Below are 17,668 nucleotides of genomic sequence, written 5' to 3' on the forward strand. Positions count from 1 at the left end.
GCGTGCCTTACGCGGGCAGAGGTGGGTGGAGCGAGCTACGTTCTTCTGCCCGATCAGAACATCGCGGGCGGGCTGACATTCACTCCGTGCTGGACCAGCACGAGAGAAGCGACCACGCCCGTCAACGAGAACATGGTCACCAGACCGAATCCGGAATTGAGCGCATGGGGACCAACCAGCTTCCGCGCAATCATCATAATCATCAATGCCTCCTCCTGAATGTCGTTAGTGGACGTCACTAGAGGGACGGTGCGTTACCGGGGCGTTTCCAAACTTGGAGAGATCGGCGCGTGGTGAATGCATCCTTGAATGCACAGCAAGCCCGGCATGAAGCCCGCTTAACACTGATGGCCGATCTGTATCTGCATCAAGGTGAGGAAAGCGCCGGCGCTCGAAAAAGTTGAATCTTCGTAGCCGCTCGCGCTGAACGGATCACAATGTCGACGACAAGGATGGACCGCTACGCGCGTGGGGCACGATGGTTGTGTCGCCAGAGCGATCTCGTGTACGCGCGGCGAGAGAACGAGAATCCGGTGTTTCCCAGCGAAAGTATATCGACACCTCGAATGACGTGGCCGTAGCCGCCAGGCCATATCCCGTCATCCGGTTGATGACGTCCGGCTCGGGACATATCGCGTCGAAGACGTTCGCGGTCGGCGCCCTGACTCGATCCTATCTCGCCTCATTCATCGCCGTCGCTGCGAGCAGCGCCGCCTCGATCGTGTCCCGGGTCTTGTCGAGATGCGCCGTCATGAGCGTCACCGCGCGCTCGGTGTCGCGCGCCAGCACCGCCTCCATCAGTTCGCGATGCTCGCGCGCGGCATCGCGGTTACCACGATCGGTCTTGCGGGCGAGATCGAGATAGCGCTCGTTATGCGCAAACAGGAGATCACGCACCCGCATCATCCAGGCGCTGCCGCAGGCCTGGGCCAACGCGGCATGGAAATCGGCATGCGCCAGCATCCAGGCCGGCGAGAAGCTGCCGTCATGGGCCGCGATCGGCGTCGCGGCCAGACGGTGATGCGCGGCAACGACCGCGGCTTCCCAGGCGAGATCACCGTTGGCGATGGCGTGGCGCAGGCACTTGGTCTCGATCTCGATGCGCATGTCGGTCAGGTCGCGCAGATCGGCCACCGAGACCGGCGCGACGCGGAAGCCGCGCTGCGGCGTCGCCGTCACCAGCCCTTCCGCCGTGAGCCGCGCCAACGCTTCGCGGATCGCCCCGGTGCTGACCGAGAAGGCTGATCCGAGCTCGCTGATCTTCAGCTTCTCCTCCGGACGATAGAGGCCGGCGAGCAGGCTGGCACGCAACTGCTCGTAGACGGTCTGGGTGGCGCTGCCGGACATCGATTCACTCTCGCGGGACAACAATTCACACTAGCAGAGCCTAAAAGTACATTTTCATCAAAAAATATATTTTAATTGCACAGCCTCCGCCATCCCCCTATGCTCAACGCCAAAACGCCGCCAGCAGCGCGGCCCATCAGGGAGGTATCCATGCGAAACGCCATCGCAGCGGCAGGATTGTTCGTCGTCGCGTCCGTCCTCGCCGTACCCGCTCGGGCGGAGGATCAGCCGGGCATTACCCCCAGCGAGATCCGCATTGGACAGACCATGCCCTATAGCGGGCCGGTGTCTGCCTTCGGCATCCTCGGCAAAGGCGAGGTCGCCTATTTCAAGATGGTCAACGACCGCGGCGGCATCAACGGCCGGAAGGTCAACCTGATCTCACTGGACGACAGCTACGTGCCGCCCAAGACCGTGGAGCAGACGCGACGGCTGGTCGAGAGCGACGAGGTGTCGTTCATCTTCTCGACCATGGGCACCGCGCACAACACCGCGATCGCCAGGTACCTACAGGGCAAGAAGGTGCCGCAGCTGTTCGTCGCCTCGGGCGCCTCGAAGTTCGGCGACCCCGCGCAATTTCCGCAGGCCGTGATGGGCGTGATGGCGCCGTTCCGCAACGAGGCGCGGATGTATGCGCGCTACGCGCTGCAGCAGAAGCCGGATGCGACGTTTGCGATCCTCGCGCAGAACGACGATTTCGGCCGCGACTATCTCGCCGGGCTGAAAGACGTGCTCGGCGAGCGCTTCGACACGGCCGTGACCGTCGCGAGCTACGAGGCGACCGAGCCGACCATCGACTCGCAGATCGTGAAATTGAAATCCAGCGGCGCCGACGCGCTGATCATTGCCGCGACGCCGAAATTCGCCGCACAGGCGATCCGCAAGACCTTCGAGATCAACTGGCGGCCGATGACCTTCCTGACCAACGTGTCGGTGTGGATGTCCTCGGTGATGGAGCCGGCGGGCCTCGAGGCCGGCAAAGGCATCATCTCGACCGCCTATGTGAAGGATCCGCTGGATCCGGCCTGGGTCGACGATCCCGGCGTCAAGGGCTGGCGCGACTACATGGCGAACTACGTGCCCGACGGCGACATCCGCGATTCCAACTACGTCAACGGCTACAACAACGGCATGGTGCTGGAGCACGTGCTGAAGGCGGCCGGCAACGATCTGTCGCGCGAGAACATTTTGCGGCAGGCGCTGTCGATCAAGGATCTCGAGCTGCCGATGCTGCTGCCGGGCATCAAGGTCAGCACCAGCGACAGCGACCATCTGCCGGTCGAGCAGGTGCAGTTCATGCGCTTCACCGGCAAGCAGTGGGAGCGGTTCGGCGAGGTGCTGTCGACCAAGTAGCGGCGGCTGCCTGTTGGACTTTCGGCGGCGAAGGCGTAGACCTCTGCCGTCGTCCACAGGAGAGCCGCGGCGCCGATGTCCGAGACTGAACCGCTCACGCTGAAATTCCGCTGTCCGAAAGAGCTCGAACGCCTCATTCCGCAGCCGGTGCCGGCGCCGATGGGCGTTCCCGACTGGGTGAAGACGATGCCGGCCACCGCGTTCAGCGCGCTCAACCAGGCCGAGGAGCAGACCGTCAAGCGTTGCCCGCCCTTCATCGACGCGATGACGACGGGCTTCCTCATTCCGCTGATCTGCGACCTCAAGGTCGAGGATAGCGGGATCAGTTGGGACAACGAGCTGCCGCCGGGCGGCGCGATCGATTTTCCGCGCTCGCCGATCAGCTTCCACGACGTCGCGCAGGTCACGGGCTCGCCGCTGTTCGAGACCGACCGCTTCCTGCTCAAGTTTCACAATCTCTGGACGATCGAGGCGCCGGAGGGCTGGGCATTGCTGTTCACGCATCCCGTCAACCGCTTCGACCTGCCCTTCACCACCGTGACCGGACTGGTCGACAGCGACCGCTTTCACGACTCGTTCGTGCACTTCCCGGCGGACTGGCATGACACGGCGTTTCGCGGCGTGATCCCGAGGGGTACGCCGGTCGCGCAATGCATTCCGGTGAAGCGGCAGACGTGGGCGATGCAGACCTCGGCCTTCACCGAAGAGGAAATCGCCGAGATCCACGAGGTGCGCGATGCGCTGAAACGCGAGACCGGCGTCTATCGCAAGCGGTTCAGGGCTTAGCTGTCGCAGCGCCGTCGATCTGCAGGAATCTGGCGGCATCGCTCGGACGGAAGAAGAAGCGGCCGTGCGAGGTGACCGCGAGCGTGTAGGCCGCGCGCGTCAGCAGATGCGGCCGGCCGCGTACCACCGTGCGCAGCGCCGCCTGAGCGCCATCGCGATCCCCCATCTCGGCGAGGCACATCGCGAGATTGGCGCGGGTCTGGGTGTCGTCGGGCCGCAGGCCTAGCGCATGGCGGTAGGTACCGGCGGCCTCGGCATAGTCGCCGTCGAGGAACTGCACCCAGGCGAGCTCGATCAGGATGTCGGGCCGCCCCGGCGCCGCCTCGCGCGCTGCCAGCAGGTGCGTGCGGGCACGGACGCGGTCATTGGCCTGGAGACGGAGGCGTCCGAGATCGAGCTGGAGGTCGACGCTGTCGGGTGACAGCGTCAGCGCCTCCTCGATCACGGCGATGGCTTCACCGAGCTGTCCCGACTTTGCAAGCCGCCCCGCCAGCTCCTGGAACGCCGGCAGAAAAGGCGGCCGCCGCGCCGCGGTCTTGCGCAGCTGCGCGATGCCATCGGCGGCGCGCCTGGATTCGCACAAGGCGGCGCCGAGCAGCGTCTCGAGCTCCGGATCGTTGCCGCGAAGCGCCGCCTTCTCCAGCGGCGCAATCGCCTCGCTCGCGCGCTGCTGGCCGAGCAGCGCATGGGCGTGGACGAGCAGCGCGGCGCGATCAGTCCTGGCTGTGCGCAGGATCGAGGCGGCGATCTGCTCGGCGCGCGCGAACTGCCGCGCGCGCAACGCGTGGATCGCCTCCTGCAACGCCTGCGCCTGCTGATTTTTCCGCCGTTCACTCACGTCTGCAGCCAAGCTCCGAGGAAGAGGTCGAGTCTAGCTAGCTCGCCGGCCCCAGGAGTGTCCAGCAGCACGCTCACCCGAACAGCGGCGTGCCCGGCACGAAGGCGTCGAACGCAGCCCAGAACTGCGAGCGGTAGCGGTCCTGCTCCTGCAGGATCTCGTGCTTGGCCCCGGCGATGACGAGATGCGAGCCGGCGCGCAGATGATAGGCGAACTCCTCGATCGCGGCGGTCGACACCACGGTGTCGCTGGACGCCGCCAGCATCAGGATCGGCTGCCGGATCTGGGAGGGATAGGTCATGCCGCGGAAGGTCATCATCGCCGAGAAGGCGGAATCGGCCCAGGCCACCGTCGGCGAGGCGATGCCGAGCGTCGGATCCTCCTCGAGGATGGCGGCGTTGCGGGCATAGCGGACGGGATCAGAGGTCAGCGGATTGTTGACGAACGGCGCCAGCCCGCTGATCTCGTCGTTGCCGCCCGGCACGTAGCGGCCGCCCTGCCCGGCGATGCGCATGGCCCGCAGCAGCAGCCGAGCCGGCAGCGCGGTGCGGCTGTCCGGCAGGTCGATCATCGGCGCCGACAGTACGACGCGATCGAACCAGCGCTTGCCGGCATGCGCGAGCCGCAGCAGCACGGTGCCGCCCATCGAATGCGCCAGCGCGAAATAAGGCGGCGGACAATCCGGCAGCACGACCTGGGTGACGAAGGTCTCGACGTCGAGTTCGTAGTCGGAGAACGAGCGCACATAGCCCTTGCGGGAATCGCGCAGGCGCCGCGACGAATGGCCCTGGCCGCGCCAGTCGATGATCGCGACCGCAAAGCCGCGGTCGCGCAGGTCGCGCACCGTCTCGAAATACTTCTCGATCATCTCGCTGCGGCCGGTGAACACGCACACCGTGCCCTTGCGCCCGGCCGGCGGGGCCCAGCGCGCAAAGCGCAGCTCGGCGCCATCGGGAGTCTTGATGGTGCCGGCGGTGGCGTTTTCGGGGACGGGATTGGCGGGAATCGAGACGAGCGTCATGAGGCGCCCATCGAATAGGTGAAAGGCAGTGGGAATCAAGGGGTGGAACGGCAAAAAGAGCAGGTCTCGGACGCCCTTGAACGTCGAAACGTCCGACCCATATCGAGACCGTGCAGGCCGCGTCAGGCTGCACGACAGCCCGGCCCGATGGCGGGCGGGTTAGCCAACAGTCGCTCAATGGAGGACTTTGACCATGCGTACCTACGACCTCACCCCCTTCTATCGTTCCACCGTCGGTTTCGACCGTCTGTTCTCGCTGCTCGACCAGGCCACCGCCGATCCCACTCCCGGCTATCCGCCCTACAATATCGAGCGCACCGGTGAGAACGCCTACCGCATCACCGTCGCCGTCTCCGGCTTTGGCAAGGATGAGCTCTCCCTCGTCGCGAAGGAAAACACGCTGACGATCAAGGGCGAGAAGGCCGCCAACGAGAACGGCAAGAAGAGCGAGTTGCTGTATCGCGGCATCGCCGCCCGCGCCTTCGAGCGCTCGTTCCAGCTCGCCGACCACGTGGTGGTGAAGAACGCCAGCCTCGAGAACGGCCTGCTCCACGTCGACCTCGTGCGCGAGATCCCCGAGGCCAAGAAGCCGCGGTCGATTCCGATCTCGACGAACGCGCAAGCTGAGCAGCCGGCGATCGAGGGTTCGGCCGAGAAGGCCGCCGCGTAACCGGCACACATACTCAGGAATGCAAACGCCCCGGGCAGCCGGGGCGTTTTTTTGTGTGGTGCTGCAGTGCAATCAAACGACCGTGACTGACGGTAACGGTCTGCGCCCGCCCGCGAAGACCCCAGTGATCACCTCGCCAACCCGAGCCACTGGAGCCGTCAACATGAACGTCGTTCGTATCCTCACCCTCATCGCCGCCCTGTCGGCTTTTGCCGGCCCCGCTCTGGCGCAGCCGGCGCCGCCGCCCAAGGTCCACAACGTCGTGCTGGTGCATGGCGCCTGGGCCGACGGCTCGAGCTGGGCCAAGGTCATCCCCTATCTGCAGGCCGCTGGCCTCAAGGTCACCGCCGTGCAGAATCCGCTGACGTCGCTGGCGGACTCCGCGGCTGCCACCCGCCGCGCGCTGGCCGAGCAGGATGGACCGGCCGTGCTGGTCGGCCATTCCTGGGGCGGCACGGTCGTGAGCGAGGTCGGCACCGACCCGAAGGTCAGCGCGCTGGTCTATGTCGCGGCGCGTGCGCCCGACGCGGGCGAGGATTTCGTCAAGCTCGCCGGTCAATATCCGACACCGCCGGCCCGCGCCGGCATCGTCGACCATGACGGCGACACCAAGCTCAACGAGGACGCCTTCCTGAAGTATTTCGCCAACGGCGTCGATGCGACGACGGCCAAGGAGCTCTATGCGGTGCAATGGCCGACCGCGGCGACGATCTTCGGCAACCGCACCACCCAGGCGGCATGGCACGACAAGCCGTCCTTCTATGCGGTGTCGAAGCAGGACAAGACGATCGATCCGGATTTCGAGCGCTTCCTGGCCAGCCGCATGAAGGCGACCACGATCGAGCTCGACGCCGGTCACCTGTCGCTGGTCTCACATCCGAAGGAGATCGCTGATCTGATCCTGAAGGCCGCCGGTCAGTACGAGTAGTCCGATTGATGGTGCGGGACTCGTCCCAGCGGCAACAAGCAACGCTGTCATGCCCGCGAAGGCGGGCATTCAGCACGCCGCGGCAGTCACGAGCAACCGAGATGCTGGTGGTGACTGGATCGCCCGGTCACGCCGGGCGATGACAGTTGTGGTGGTGGTGGCTGGCGGCCGGGCAGACCGCTCAATCGTCTCTAATCCAGCCCCTGCACCGGAGGCATCTTTGCCGTCGGCTGGATCTGCGGTGTCGGCTTGGCCGCGGCCGCCGGCGCTACGGAGCCGGTGGTCTGAGGCGGCGCGGCTGCCGACTGCACCGGCTTGGCATCAGACGGCTTCGCCTCGGATGACTTCGCCTCGGATGACTTGGCCTCGGACGGCTTGGCCTCGCCCGTCTTCGCCTCGTCGGCCTTGGCTTCGACCGGCGCAGGCTTGACGTCGGCGGGTTTGGCTTCGGCCGGCTTGATGTCCGCAGGCCTGGGCGGAAGGGCTTTGGGAGCCTCCGTCGGCTTCGGGTTGAGCGCCGCGGTCTGCGGCGACGGCGCTGCCGGTCGGGCTGCTGGCGTCGGCACCTTCGGCTGAACCGGCACCGCGGTAGCAACGCGCGGCGCAGCCGGCATCGGCGGCACCAGGCGCGGATCGGCCCGGATCACGCTCGGCGGCGGCAGGCGGTCGAGGCCGCCGCGCGGGCTCGGCTCATAGCGCATCCGCTCGTACTCTTCGCCCCATTGGAACGCCGGCACGAAGCGGATGATGCGGCCGGAGCGGGCATCGACCACGAGCTTGCCGTCCTCGCCCTCGCGATCGAGCACCGCCACGACATAGACATTGCCGCGCTGACGCGGCACGCCGAGCGGCGAGAAGCCGTTGTCGCGCAAAATCGCATAGACCTCATGCACCGGCAGGAACGCCGGCGCATAGCCATAATCCTGCTGGTAGCCGTCCTGACGGTAGACCGGCGCCGGCGGCACATAGCGCTCGTCGCGGTAGCCGTAGTCAGAGCCCGGCCGGTAGCCGTAACGCGGCGGCGGTGCGGGCACGACGGCCGGCGGCGGCAGATCCGGATAGGGCGCATCGAAATCGGAGACCGCCGTGTAGGGCGCACGGACGCCCGATGGCGGCAACGGCTCGGCCTGCGCGGCAAACGGCGCGATCAACGCGGCTGAGACGACTCCAACTAGCAACTTCATGGCTCAAAGCTCCTGCATGCCCCCGCACGTGAAGCTGTTCGCTTCTTCTCAAGTGCCGCGGAAGTTCTGCCGTGATTCCGGCGGTCCTGGGTCGGCGAGGGGGCGGGATCGGGGCGTCAGGTTTCAAAATCGAGCGCAGCGCGTGATCGCCCGGCCCGGTCGGGTCGTTCGGTCAGCGGCTGAAACGGAAGATTTGCCGGGGAATGCGCGCGTTGCGGCGCCCGGACCTCAGGACTCCGCGGTGCTTGTGTGATAGGTTAAAGTTTGGCATCTTGCGGTTTAGGACAGAAATGCTGTCTAAAATTTCGTTGCAAAGGTGACCGAGACTTTGCAATGATGTTACGGCGCCTGAGGGCGCTGCGACATGAACGGGCCGCGGTCGTCCAGCGGGGACATGGTCCCCCGGCGGCTGGCCTGAACTCTGCAAATGCGGCTCGCTGACAAGGACGAGCGTTGGCTTCGGAGAGGGGCCGCGCAGCGCCCGGGGTGCGCCGGACGGACTGTACCGGACTGTGGTGAAGGCCCTGACCAATAATTTATGGGGACGGATATGAGCGGATCGAAGGTCGAGCACGGAAAGTTGGGCGGCGCGGTGCTGGCTGTGGATTCGCGTGAAAAACCGGCCGAGATCACCCGCGAGCTGCATACGTGGCGCCCGGAAGCCGAAGGTCTGTATGACCCGAGCCAGGAGAAGGATTCCTGCGGCGTCGGCTTCATCGCCAACATCAAGGGCCAGAAGTCGCATCAGATCGTCGCCGACGCGCTGAGCATCCTCTGCAACCTCGAGCACCGTGGCGCCGTCGGCGCCGACCCGCGCTTCGGCGACGGTGCCGGCATCCTGGTGCAGATCCCGCATGCCTTCTTCTCGCGCAAGGCAAAGGAGCTCGGCTTCACCTTGCCCGCCCCCGGCGAATACGCCATCGGCGCGCTGTTCATGCCGCGCGACGAGGCGTGGCGGAACGTCATCAAGAGCATCATCGCCGACCAGATCGAGGACGAAGGCCTGGTGCTGCTCGGCTGGCGCGACGTGCCGACCGACAACTCCTCGCTGGGCGTGACGGTCAAGCCGACCGAGCCGCGCAGCATGCAGGTGTTCATCGGCCGCAACGGCGCCGCCAAGACCGAGGACGAGTTCGAGCGCAAGCTCTACATCCTCAGGAAGTCGATCTCGCAGGCGATCTATCAGCGCCGCGACCGCGGCATGTCGGGCTATTACCCGTGCTCGATGTCGTGCCGGACCGTGATCTACAAGGGCATGTTCCTGGCCGACCAGCTCGGCAAGTACTACGCCGACCTGCACGAGCCGGACTTCGAGAGCGCGCTGGCGCTGGTGCACCAGCGCTTCTCGACCAACACCTTCCCGACCTGGTCGCTGGCGCATCCGTATCGGATGATCGCGCACAATGGCGAGATCAACACCCTGCGCGGCAACGTCAACTGGATGGCGGCGCGGCAGGCCTCGGTGTCATCGGAGCTGTTCGGCAAGGACATCAGCCGGCTCTGGCCGATCTCGTATGAAGGCCAGTCCGATACCGCCTGCTTCGACAACGCGCTCGAATTCTTGGTGCAGGGCGGCTACTCGCTGCCGCACGCGGTCATGATGATGATCCCCGAGGCGTGGGCCGGCAATCCCTTGATGAGCGAGGAGCGCCGGTCGTTCTACGAATATCACGCCGCGCTGATGGAGCCGTGGGACGGCCCCGCCGCGATCGCCTTCACCGACGGCCGCCAGATCGGCGCCACGCTCGACCGCAACGGCCTGCGGCCGGCGCGCTATCTCGTCACCAAGGACGACCGCATCGTGATGGCGTCCGAAATGGGCGTGCTCAAGATCCCAGAGGACCAGATCGTCACCAAGTGGCGGCTGCAGCCGGGCAAGATGCTGCTGGTCGACCTCGAGCAGGGCCGCCTGATCCCGGACGATGAGATCAAAGCGCAGCTCGCCGCCAGCCATCCCTACCAGGAATGGCTCACGCGCACGCAGATCCAGGTCGAGAAGCTGCCGGATGCGCCGACCACGGGCGCGCGCACCAACCTGCCGCTCTTGGACCGGCAGCAGGCATTCGGCTACAGCCAGGAAGACATCGCGATCCTGATGACGCCGATGGCGGCGACCGGCGAGGAGGCCACGGGCTCGATGGGCAACGACACGCCGATCTCGGCGCTGTCGGACAAGCCGAAGCTGCTGTTCACCTACTTCAAGCAGAACTTCGCCCAGGTCACCAATCCGCCGATCGACCCGATCCGCGAGGAGCTGGTGATGAGCCTGGTGTCGATCATCGGTCCGCGGCCCAACCTGTTCGACCTCGAAGGCGTCGCCTCGACCAAGCGGCTCGAGGTGCATCAGCCGATCCTGACCGATGCGGACCTCGAGAAGATCCGCTCGATCTCGGAGGTCTCCGACAGCCACTTCGTCTCGCGCACGCTCGACACCACCTTCGATGCGAGCCTGGGCGCCGCCGGCTTCGAGCAGATGCTCGACGATCTCTGCGGCCGCGCCGAAGCCGCGGTGCGCGAGGGCGTCAACATCATCATCCTGTCCGACCGCATGGTCTCGGCCGACCGGATTCCGATCCCGTCGCTGCTCGCCTGCGCCGCCGTGCATCATCACCTGATCCGCACCGGCCTGCGCACGTCGGTGGGTCTCGTGGTGGAGTCGGGCGAGCCGCGCGAGGTGCATCACTTCGCCTGTCTGGCCGGCTACGGCGCCGAGGCGATCAATCCTTATCTCGCCTTCGAGACCATCATCGCGCTCAAGGACAAGCTGCCGGGCGCGCTGAGCGACTACGAGGTCGTCAAGCGCTACATCAAGTCGATCGGCAAGGGCCTGCTCAAGGTCATGTCGAAGATGGGCATCTCGACCTACCAGTCCTATTGCGGCGCGCAGATCTTCGACGCGGTCGGACTGAAGGCCGAGTTCGTGCAGAAGTTCTTCTACGGCACCCACACCCGCATCGAAGGCGTCGGCCTGCCGGAGATCGCCGAGGAGACCACGCGCCGTCATCGCGACGCGTTCGGTGACGCGCTGGTCTACAAGACCGCGCTCGACGTCGGCGGCGAATATGCCTTCCGCACCCGCGGCGAGGACCACGCCTGGACCGCGGAGTCGGTCGCGACGCTGCAGCATGCGGTGCGCGGCAATTCGAGGGAGCGCTACCAGGCGTTCGCCAGGCTGCTCAACGAGCAGTCCGAACGGCTGCTGACCCTACGCGGCCTGTTCCGGATCAAGTCGGCCGAGGACGACAGGCGCAAGCCGGTCCCGCTCGACGAGGTCGAGCCGGCGAAGGAGATCGTCAAGCGCTTCGCCACCGGCGCGATGTCGTTCGGCTCGATCTCGCGCGAGGCCCACACCACGCTCGCGATCGCCATGAACCGGATCGGCGGCAAGTCGAACACCGGCGAAGGCGGTGAAGAAGCCGACCGCTTCAAGCCGCTGCCCAACGGCGATTCCATGCGCTCGGCGATCAAGCAGGTCGCCTCGGGCCGGTTCGGCGTGACGACGGAATATCTCGTCAACTCCGACATGATGCAGATCAAGATGGCGCAGGGTGCCAAGCCCGGCGAAGGCGGCCAGTTGCCCGGGCACAAGGTCGACGCCACCATCGCCAAGGTGCGTCACTCGACGCCGGGTGTCGGCCTGATCTCGCCGCCGCCGCATCACGACATCTACTCGATCGAGGATCTCGCGCAGCTGATCTACGACCTGAAGAACGTCAATCCCGACGGTCAGGTCTCGGTCAAGCTGGTGTCTGAAGTGGGCGTGGGCACGGTTGCCGCCGGCGTCGCCAAGGCGCGCGCCGACCATGTCACGATCGCGGGCTTCGAGGGCGGCACCGGTGCCTCTCCCCTCACCTCGATCAAGCATGCCGGCTCGCCGTGGGAGATCGGCCTTGCCGAAACCCACCAGACGCTGGTGCGCGAGCGGCTGCGCAGCCGCATCGTGGTCCAGGTCGACGGCGGCTTCCGCACCGGGCGGGACGTCGTCATCGGCGCCCTGTTAGGGGCCGACGAGTTCGGCTTCGCCACCGCGCCGCTGATCGCGGCCGGCTGCATCATGATGCGCAAGTGCCACCTCAACACCTGCCCGGTCGGCGTCGCGACCCAGGACCCGGTGCTGCGCAAGCGCTTCACCGGTCAGCCCGAGCATGTCATCAACTTCTTCTTCTTCGTCGCCGAGGAAGTCCGCGAGATCATGGCCGCGCTCGGCTACCGCTCGTTCAACGAGATGGTCGGCCAGACCCAGATGCTCGACCAGTCCCGCCTGGTGGCGCATTGGAAGGCCAAGGGCCTCGACTTCTCCAAGCTGTTCGTCAAGCAGAAGGAGGCGCCGGGCCAGAAGATCCATCACGCCGAGGCGCAGGACCATCACCTTGAGGCCGTGCTCGACCGCAAGCTGATCGAGCAGGCCAAGCCCGCGCTCGACCGCGGCGCGCCGGTCAAGATCGAGGCCGAGATCAACAACACCGACCGTTCGGCGGGCGCGATGCTCTCGGGCGCGGTGGCGAAGATCTACGGCCATGCCGGCCTGCCGCAGGACACCATCCATGTCAGCCTGAAGGGCACCGCCGGCCAGGCCTTCGGCGCCTGGCTCGCCCAAGGCGTCACCTTCGAGCTCGAAGGCGAAGGCAACGACTACGTCGGCAAGGGCCTGTCGGGCGGCCGCATCATCGTCAAGCCGCCGCGCAACTCGGGCATCGTGCCGGAGGAGTCGATCATCGTCGGCAACACCGTGATGTACGGCGCGATCTCCGGCGAGTGCTTCTTCCGCGGCATCGCCGGCGAGCGCTTCGCGGTTCGCAACTCCGGCGCGGTCGCCGTGGTCGAGGGCGCGGGTGATCATTGCTGCGAATACATGACCGGCGGCATCGTCGTCGTGCTCGGCAAGACCGGGCGCAACTTCGCGGCCGGCATGTCGGGCGGCGTCGCCTACGTGCTCGACGAGGCCGGCGACTTCGACAAGCACTGCAACATGGCGATGGTCGAGCTGGAGCCGGTGCTGTCGGAGGAGATGATCGCCGAGGACACCTATCACCAGATGGGCGACCTTGAGGCGCATGGCCGGGTCGACGTGTTCAAGAACCTGCTGGCCTCCGACGTGGAGCGGCTGCACGTCCTGATCTCGCGCCATGCCAAGGCGACGGGCTCCAAGCGCGCCGCCGACATTCTGGCGAACTGGAAGGACTACGCGCCGAAGTTCCGCAAGGTCATGCCGGTGGAATATCGCCGTGCCCTGAAGGAGCTCGCGGCCAACGCCGACGCCGAGCCGAAGATCGCGATCGGGGCTTGATGTCGCTCCTCATGGTGAGGAGGCGCGTAGCGCCGTCTCGAACCATGAGGCCGAGGTCGAGGCCTCACCCTTCGAGACGCGGCGAAGGCGCCGCTCCTCAGGGTGAGGGGAAGCACAGAGGAAATTCCTCACGGTGAGGAGGTGCGAAAGCAACCGTCTCGAACCATGAGGCCCGAGCAGTCAGGGACGTCGTAGGTCATGGGCAAGGTCACAGGTTTTCTCGAAATCGAGCGGCACGATCGCAAGTATGCGCCGGTCGCCGAGCGGCTGAAGCATTTCCAGGAATTCGTGGTGCCGCTCTCCGAGAAGGAGCTGCGCGACCAGGCGGCGCGCTGCATGAATTGCGGCATCCCCTATTGCCACGGCACCGGCTCGGCCGCGCCGGGCACCACGGGCTGTCCGGTCAACAACCAGATCCCGGACTGGAATGACCTGATCTACAACGGCAATTGGGAAGAGGCCGCGCGCAACCTGCACTCGACCAACAACTTCCCGGAGTTCACGGGCCGGATCTGCCCGGCTCCGTGCGAGGCGTCGTGCACGCTGAACATCGACGACAATCCGGTGACCATCAAGACGATCGAATGCGCCATCGTCGACAAGGCCTTCGAGCAGGGCTGGATCAAGCCCGAGCCGGCCGCCGTGAAGACCGGCAAGAAGGTCGCGATCGTCGGCGCCGGTCCCGCTGGTCTCGCCTGTGCGCAGCAGCTCGCCCGCGCCGGTCACGACGTCCACGTCTATGAGAAGAACGCCAAGGCCGGCGGCCTGCTGCGCTACGGCATTCCCGACTTCAAGATGGAGAAGGGCATCATCGATCGCCGCATCGGACAGATGGAAGGCGAAGGCGTCACCTTCCACTATGGCGTCAATGTCGGTGGCAAGGATGGCCTCGATGCCAAGACGCTCTTGAAGGACTATGACGCCGTCGCGCTGACCGGCGGCGCAGAAGCTCCGCGCGACCTGCCGATCCCCGGCCGCGACCTCGCCGGCATCCACTACGCGATGGACTTCCTGCCGCAGCAGAACCGCCGCGTCGGCAACGAGAAGGTCGAAGGCGACGACATCCTCGCCGCCGGCAAGCATGTCGTCGTGATCGGCGGCGGCGACACCGGCAGCGACTGCATCGGCACCTCGCTGCGCCAGGGCGCCAAGTCCGTCACCCAGCTCGAGATCATGCCGGCGCCGCCGGAGCGCGAGGACAAGGCGCTGACCTGGCCGAACTGGCCGCTGAAGATGCGGACCTCGTCGAGCCAGGCGGAAGGCGCCGTGCGCGAATTCGCGGTGCTGACTCAGAAGTTCGAGGGCGAGAACGGCGCCGTCAAGAAGCTGCATTGCGTGCGCGTCGATGCGCAGTTCAAGCCGATCCCGGGCACCGAGTTCGTGCTCGATGCGGAGCTTGTCCTGCTCGCGATGGGCTTCGTCCATCCGGTGCACGAGGGCCTGCTCAAGAGCCTCGGCGTCGACCTCGACCCGCGCGGCAACGTCAAGGCCAACCTGACCGACTACCAGACCTCGCTGCCGAAGGTCTTCTCCGCCGGCGACATGCGCCGCGGCCAGTCGCTGGTGGTGTGGGCGATCCGCGAGGGCCGCCTGTGTGCGCAGGCGGTCGACAAGTTCCTGATGGGCAAGACCGAGCTGCCGCGCTAGCGGCGGCCGATCAAGCGCGTTAGTTGGATGCGACCCGCTTAGTTGGACTCATCTGCCGCTGCACCGTCGGTGCGCTCCCCTCCCCCTTGCGGGGAGGGGTCGGAGGTGGGGGTCTCCAGACGCTGAATTTCGTTGCGTTCGCCAGCGCGTCAAATGCGCTTGATGCGGTTGCAGCTCTCGCCGGACGCTCTTCCTCCACCCCCTCCCGTCATTGCGAGGAGCGAAGCGACGAAGCAGTCCAGGACCGAGGAAATGACTCTGGATTTCTTGGCTCGCAATAACGCGGTGGCACCCGCCCGCGGACCTATCGCTCAGCTTTCATATAGAGCGCGACTCGCGGACCCCCGCCCCCTCCCCGCAAGGGGGAGGGGAGTTCACCGCCTTCGGTGTGAGTAGCAGACTCCAACTCGCTAACAGAAAAAGGGGTGGGGGCTTCGTCGACATGAGTCGCCGCTCGGCCTGAAGTGGCAGGTCAGGCCGTGGCCGCATGATCGATCGGATGAGCGTCGAAGCGTCAGGGTCGACGTTTCAACCGTGAAGCCCCCACCCGTCCTGGCCGTCAGGCCAGCTCGGATGAGCCGCGTCGCGCGGCTCTGATGTCAGGAAGGGTGAGGCCGCGTGCGGCGGTGACAGTCCTGCTCCGACGTCCGCGGCAGGATTAATCGCGTCGCGTGCATCACGATGTCAGTCATGCTGGGCGATCCCCCTTGTTCGACGGCCGGACGCCGCGAGCCCCCTTGGGTTCCCGCAACCTAAGGGTGCGACTCTTAAGATAAGCCCAATGCGGACGCCGGCATTCCCTTCAAATGCCGCGCAACACGCGGAAAAGTTTCGTATCGACTGTTGCCAGCTCGATCGATTGCGAAGCACGTTCGAGAATCGAACATCATCCACGACACGGTCGTCCGGAGATCAGCTCGACGTCCGCGCCCAGATGTCTTCGATTGGCACGGGAGGCGTCACACGGAAGATGTCGTCGATGAGCCGGCCGAGCTCGTCGGCGCTCTCGATGATCCGCTCCTCGATCACGTCTCCGTCGCGCGCCTGCCGCTGATAGCGGCGGCTGACCAGCTTGTGACGCACGCCGGGCTCGACACGCTCCATCATCAGCGTATGCGTGGCCGGCACGTTCGGGCTGGTCGACGTATACCAGCTGCCGAGCACATAATCGGCATGGATCTGCGGCACGAGGTCGAACGCATACATCATGCGCCAGCCCGTCGGCTGCTTCGCGCTGACCGTATAGAGCCCGTCCCACGTGCCGATGCGAAACGTTCCCATCGGCGTCTGCTGCTCGGAGCCAACTTCGAGACGAATGGGCGCATCCATCATGCAGATGCCGAAGCCGACATCGACGAGATGCGGATAGCCGTCGACCTTGACCATCAGCATCATGTGCTGGCGCGGCCCGAGCGGATCGGTCGGCGCCGAGCGCCAGCGCACGCGCCCCGTCAGGCCGCTGACCTCAAAGCCGACCGCTTCCAGCACCGCCTGGAACAGCACGTTCTGCTCGAAGCAGTAGCCGCCGCGGCGGCTGAGCACGAGCTTCTGTTGCACCGACGGCAGGTCGACACGGACGGGACGGCCCATCAGCGGATCGAGCGCCTCGAACGGCAGCGCGTCGACATGCGCGGCCTGCAGCGCTGCGAGCGTCGACAGGTCGGGCGCGAGCGGCTCGCGATGGTCGATGCGGGCGAGATAGGAATCCAGTTGAAGCTCACCGGCCATCGTCATGCCTTCCGTCAGCTCTCGATGCGCTTCCAGATCACCTCGACGGGCACCGGAAGCGTGACGCCGAACACCTCCTCGATGACGCTGCGCAGCGCATCGGGCGTTTCGATGATCCGTTCGCTCCGCACCACGCCATCACGCGCCTCGATGACCAGGCGGCGATTGACCAGCTTGTAGCGCGCCTCACGCGTCAACCGCTCCAGGATCAGCATCGAGGTGAACGGCGTCAACGGGCTGGTCGAGGTGAACCAGTTGCCGAGCACGTAGTCGGCATGGATCTGCGGCACCAGATCAAACACATACATCGTGCGCCAGCCGGCGGGCTGCTTCGCCGCGAGCCAATAGAGCCCATCGGAGAGCGTCAGGCGGAACGTGCCCATCGCAGTCGGCTGCTCGACGTCGGGCACCATCTGCAACGGCGTATCGAGCAGGCAGGAGCCGAAACCGACATCGGCGAGATGAGGCCCCTCCGGCAGGTCCACCTTCAGCATCATGTGCGTGCGCGGCGTCAGCGGCGCGGCCGCATCGAGGCGCCAGCGCACCCGCGCCGAGAGCGGCGTCACCGCAAAGCCGATCGCCTCCAGCGCCGCCTTCAGCAGCGCATTCTGCTCGAAACAATAGCCGCCGCGGCGGCCGTCGACGATCTTGGCCTGGACCGAGGCGAGATCGATGTTCACGGGACGGCCGAGCAGCGGATCCAGGCCCTCGAACGCGATCGCATCGACATGCGCCGCCTGCAATCCGGCAAGCGTTTCGAGCGTCGGCGCCAGCGGCCCGCGATAGCCGATGCGCACGAGATATCTATCCAGATCGAATGCGCCCGGCATCGGCTCTGCTCCCTGTCTCGGGCGAGCCCATAGCACGACGCCGCCGTGC

At 66.0% G+C, this 17,668-nt stretch carries 13 protein-coding genes; 6 read left to right on the forward strand and 7 right to left on the reverse strand.

All coding sequences use genetic code 11. The features are described from left to right. Window positions 1-53: 53 nt before the first annotated feature. Entirely contained in the window at window positions 54-203 is a 150-nt protein-coding gene (locus tag QX126_RS02705) for a hypothetical protein (RefSeq protein WP_315759439.1), read from the reverse strand. Between the two features lie 469 nt (window positions 204-672). After that, entirely contained in the window at window positions 673-1,347 is a 675-nt protein-coding gene (locus tag QX126_RS02710) for a GntR family transcriptional regulator (protein ID WP_315779149.1), read from the reverse strand. A 150-nt stretch (window positions 1,348-1,497) separates the two neighbouring features. Here QX126_RS02710 and QX126_RS02715 point away from each other — a divergent pair, with 150 nt between their 5' ends. Beyond that, entirely contained in the window at window positions 1,498-2,700 is a 1,203-nt protein-coding gene (locus QX126_RS02715; protein ID WP_315779150.1) for an ABC transporter substrate-binding protein, read from the forward strand. Between the two features lie 75 nt (window positions 2,701-2,775). Further along, entirely contained in the window at window positions 2,776-3,486 is a 711-nt protein-coding gene (locus QX126_RS02720) for a hypothetical protein (protein ID WP_315779152.1), read from the forward strand. Here the strand turns inward: QX126_RS02720 and QX126_RS02725 are convergent. Both QX126_RS02725 and QX126_RS02730 read right to left on the reverse strand, forming a co-directional pair. Then, complete coding sequence (locus QX126_RS02725) at window positions 3,476-4,324, reverse strand: tetratricopeptide repeat protein (protein WP_315779154.1); 849 nt, start codon at window positions 4,322-4,324, stop codon at window positions 3,476-3,478. The genes QX126_RS02720 and QX126_RS02725 overlap by 11 nt on opposite strands. Before the next feature lie 73 nt (window positions 4,325-4,397). Then, a complete protein-coding gene (locus QX126_RS02730) occupies window positions 4,398-5,345 on the reverse strand; it encodes an alpha/beta hydrolase (protein ID WP_315736473.1) in 948 nt (315 codons plus the stop codon). Between the two features lie 193 nt (window positions 5,346-5,538). Here QX126_RS02730 and QX126_RS02735 point away from each other — a divergent pair, with 193 nt between their 5' ends. Both QX126_RS02735 and QX126_RS02740 read left to right on the forward strand, forming a co-directional pair. Continuing rightward, window positions 5,539-6,015, forward strand: coding sequence for an Hsp20 family protein (locus QX126_RS02735; protein ID WP_315779156.1), 477 nt, complete (start codon window positions 5,539-5,541; stop codon window positions 6,013-6,015). A 163-nt stretch (window positions 6,016-6,178) separates the two neighbouring features. Continuing rightward, window positions 6,179-6,943, forward strand: coding sequence for an alpha/beta hydrolase (locus QX126_RS02740; RefSeq protein ID WP_315779158.1), 765 nt, complete (start codon window positions 6,179-6,181; stop codon window positions 6,941-6,943). 191 nt (window positions 6,944-7,134) lie between these two features. Here the strand turns inward: QX126_RS02740 and QX126_RS02745 are convergent, their stop codons facing one another. Further along, on the reverse strand, window positions 7,135-8,127 hold the full coding sequence (locus QX126_RS02745) for a hypothetical protein (protein WP_315779161.1): 993 nt from the start codon (window positions 8,125-8,127) through the stop codon (window positions 7,135-7,137). Window positions 8,128-8,677: 550 nt separating this feature from the next. On the opposite strand from QX126_RS02745, the gene gltB reads away from it, so the two are divergent. Next, window positions 8,678-13,414 carry a glutamate synthase large subunit gene (gltB, locus tag QX126_RS02750; RefSeq protein ID WP_315779163.1) on the forward strand — a complete coding sequence of 1,579 codons (4,737 nt, stop codon included), beginning with the start codon at window positions 8,678-8,680 and terminating at the stop codon, window positions 13,412-13,414. 198 nt (window positions 13,415-13,612) lie between these two features. After that, window positions 13,613-15,061: a glutamate synthase subunit beta gene (locus QX126_RS02755; protein WP_315777888.1), complete on the forward strand. Its 1,449-nt coding sequence runs from the start codon at window positions 13,613-13,615 to the stop codon at window positions 15,059-15,061. A 912-nt stretch (window positions 15,062-15,973) separates the two neighbouring features. On the opposite strand, the gene QX126_RS02760 is transcribed toward QX126_RS02755, so the two are convergent. Together QX126_RS02760 and QX126_RS02765 are read right to left on the reverse strand one after the other, a co-directional pair. Continuing rightward, on the reverse strand, window positions 15,974-16,789 hold the full coding sequence (locus QX126_RS02760) for an arylamine N-acetyltransferase family protein (protein WP_315779165.1): 816 nt from the start codon (window positions 16,787-16,789) through the stop codon (window positions 15,974-15,976). A gap of 14 nt (window positions 16,790-16,803) precedes the next feature. Continuing rightward, window positions 16,804-17,619 carry an arylamine N-acetyltransferase gene (locus QX126_RS02765; RefSeq protein WP_315779167.1) on the reverse strand — a complete coding sequence of 272 codons (816 nt, stop codon included), beginning with the start codon at window positions 17,617-17,619 and terminating at the stop codon, window positions 16,804-16,806. Window positions 17,620-17,668 lie beyond the last annotated feature (49 nt).

Source organism: Bradyrhizobium sp. SZCCHNPS1003 (assembly GCF_032381555.1).
Taxonomy (GTDB): Bacteria; Pseudomonadota; Alphaproteobacteria; order Rhizobiales; family Xanthobacteraceae; genus Bradyrhizobium.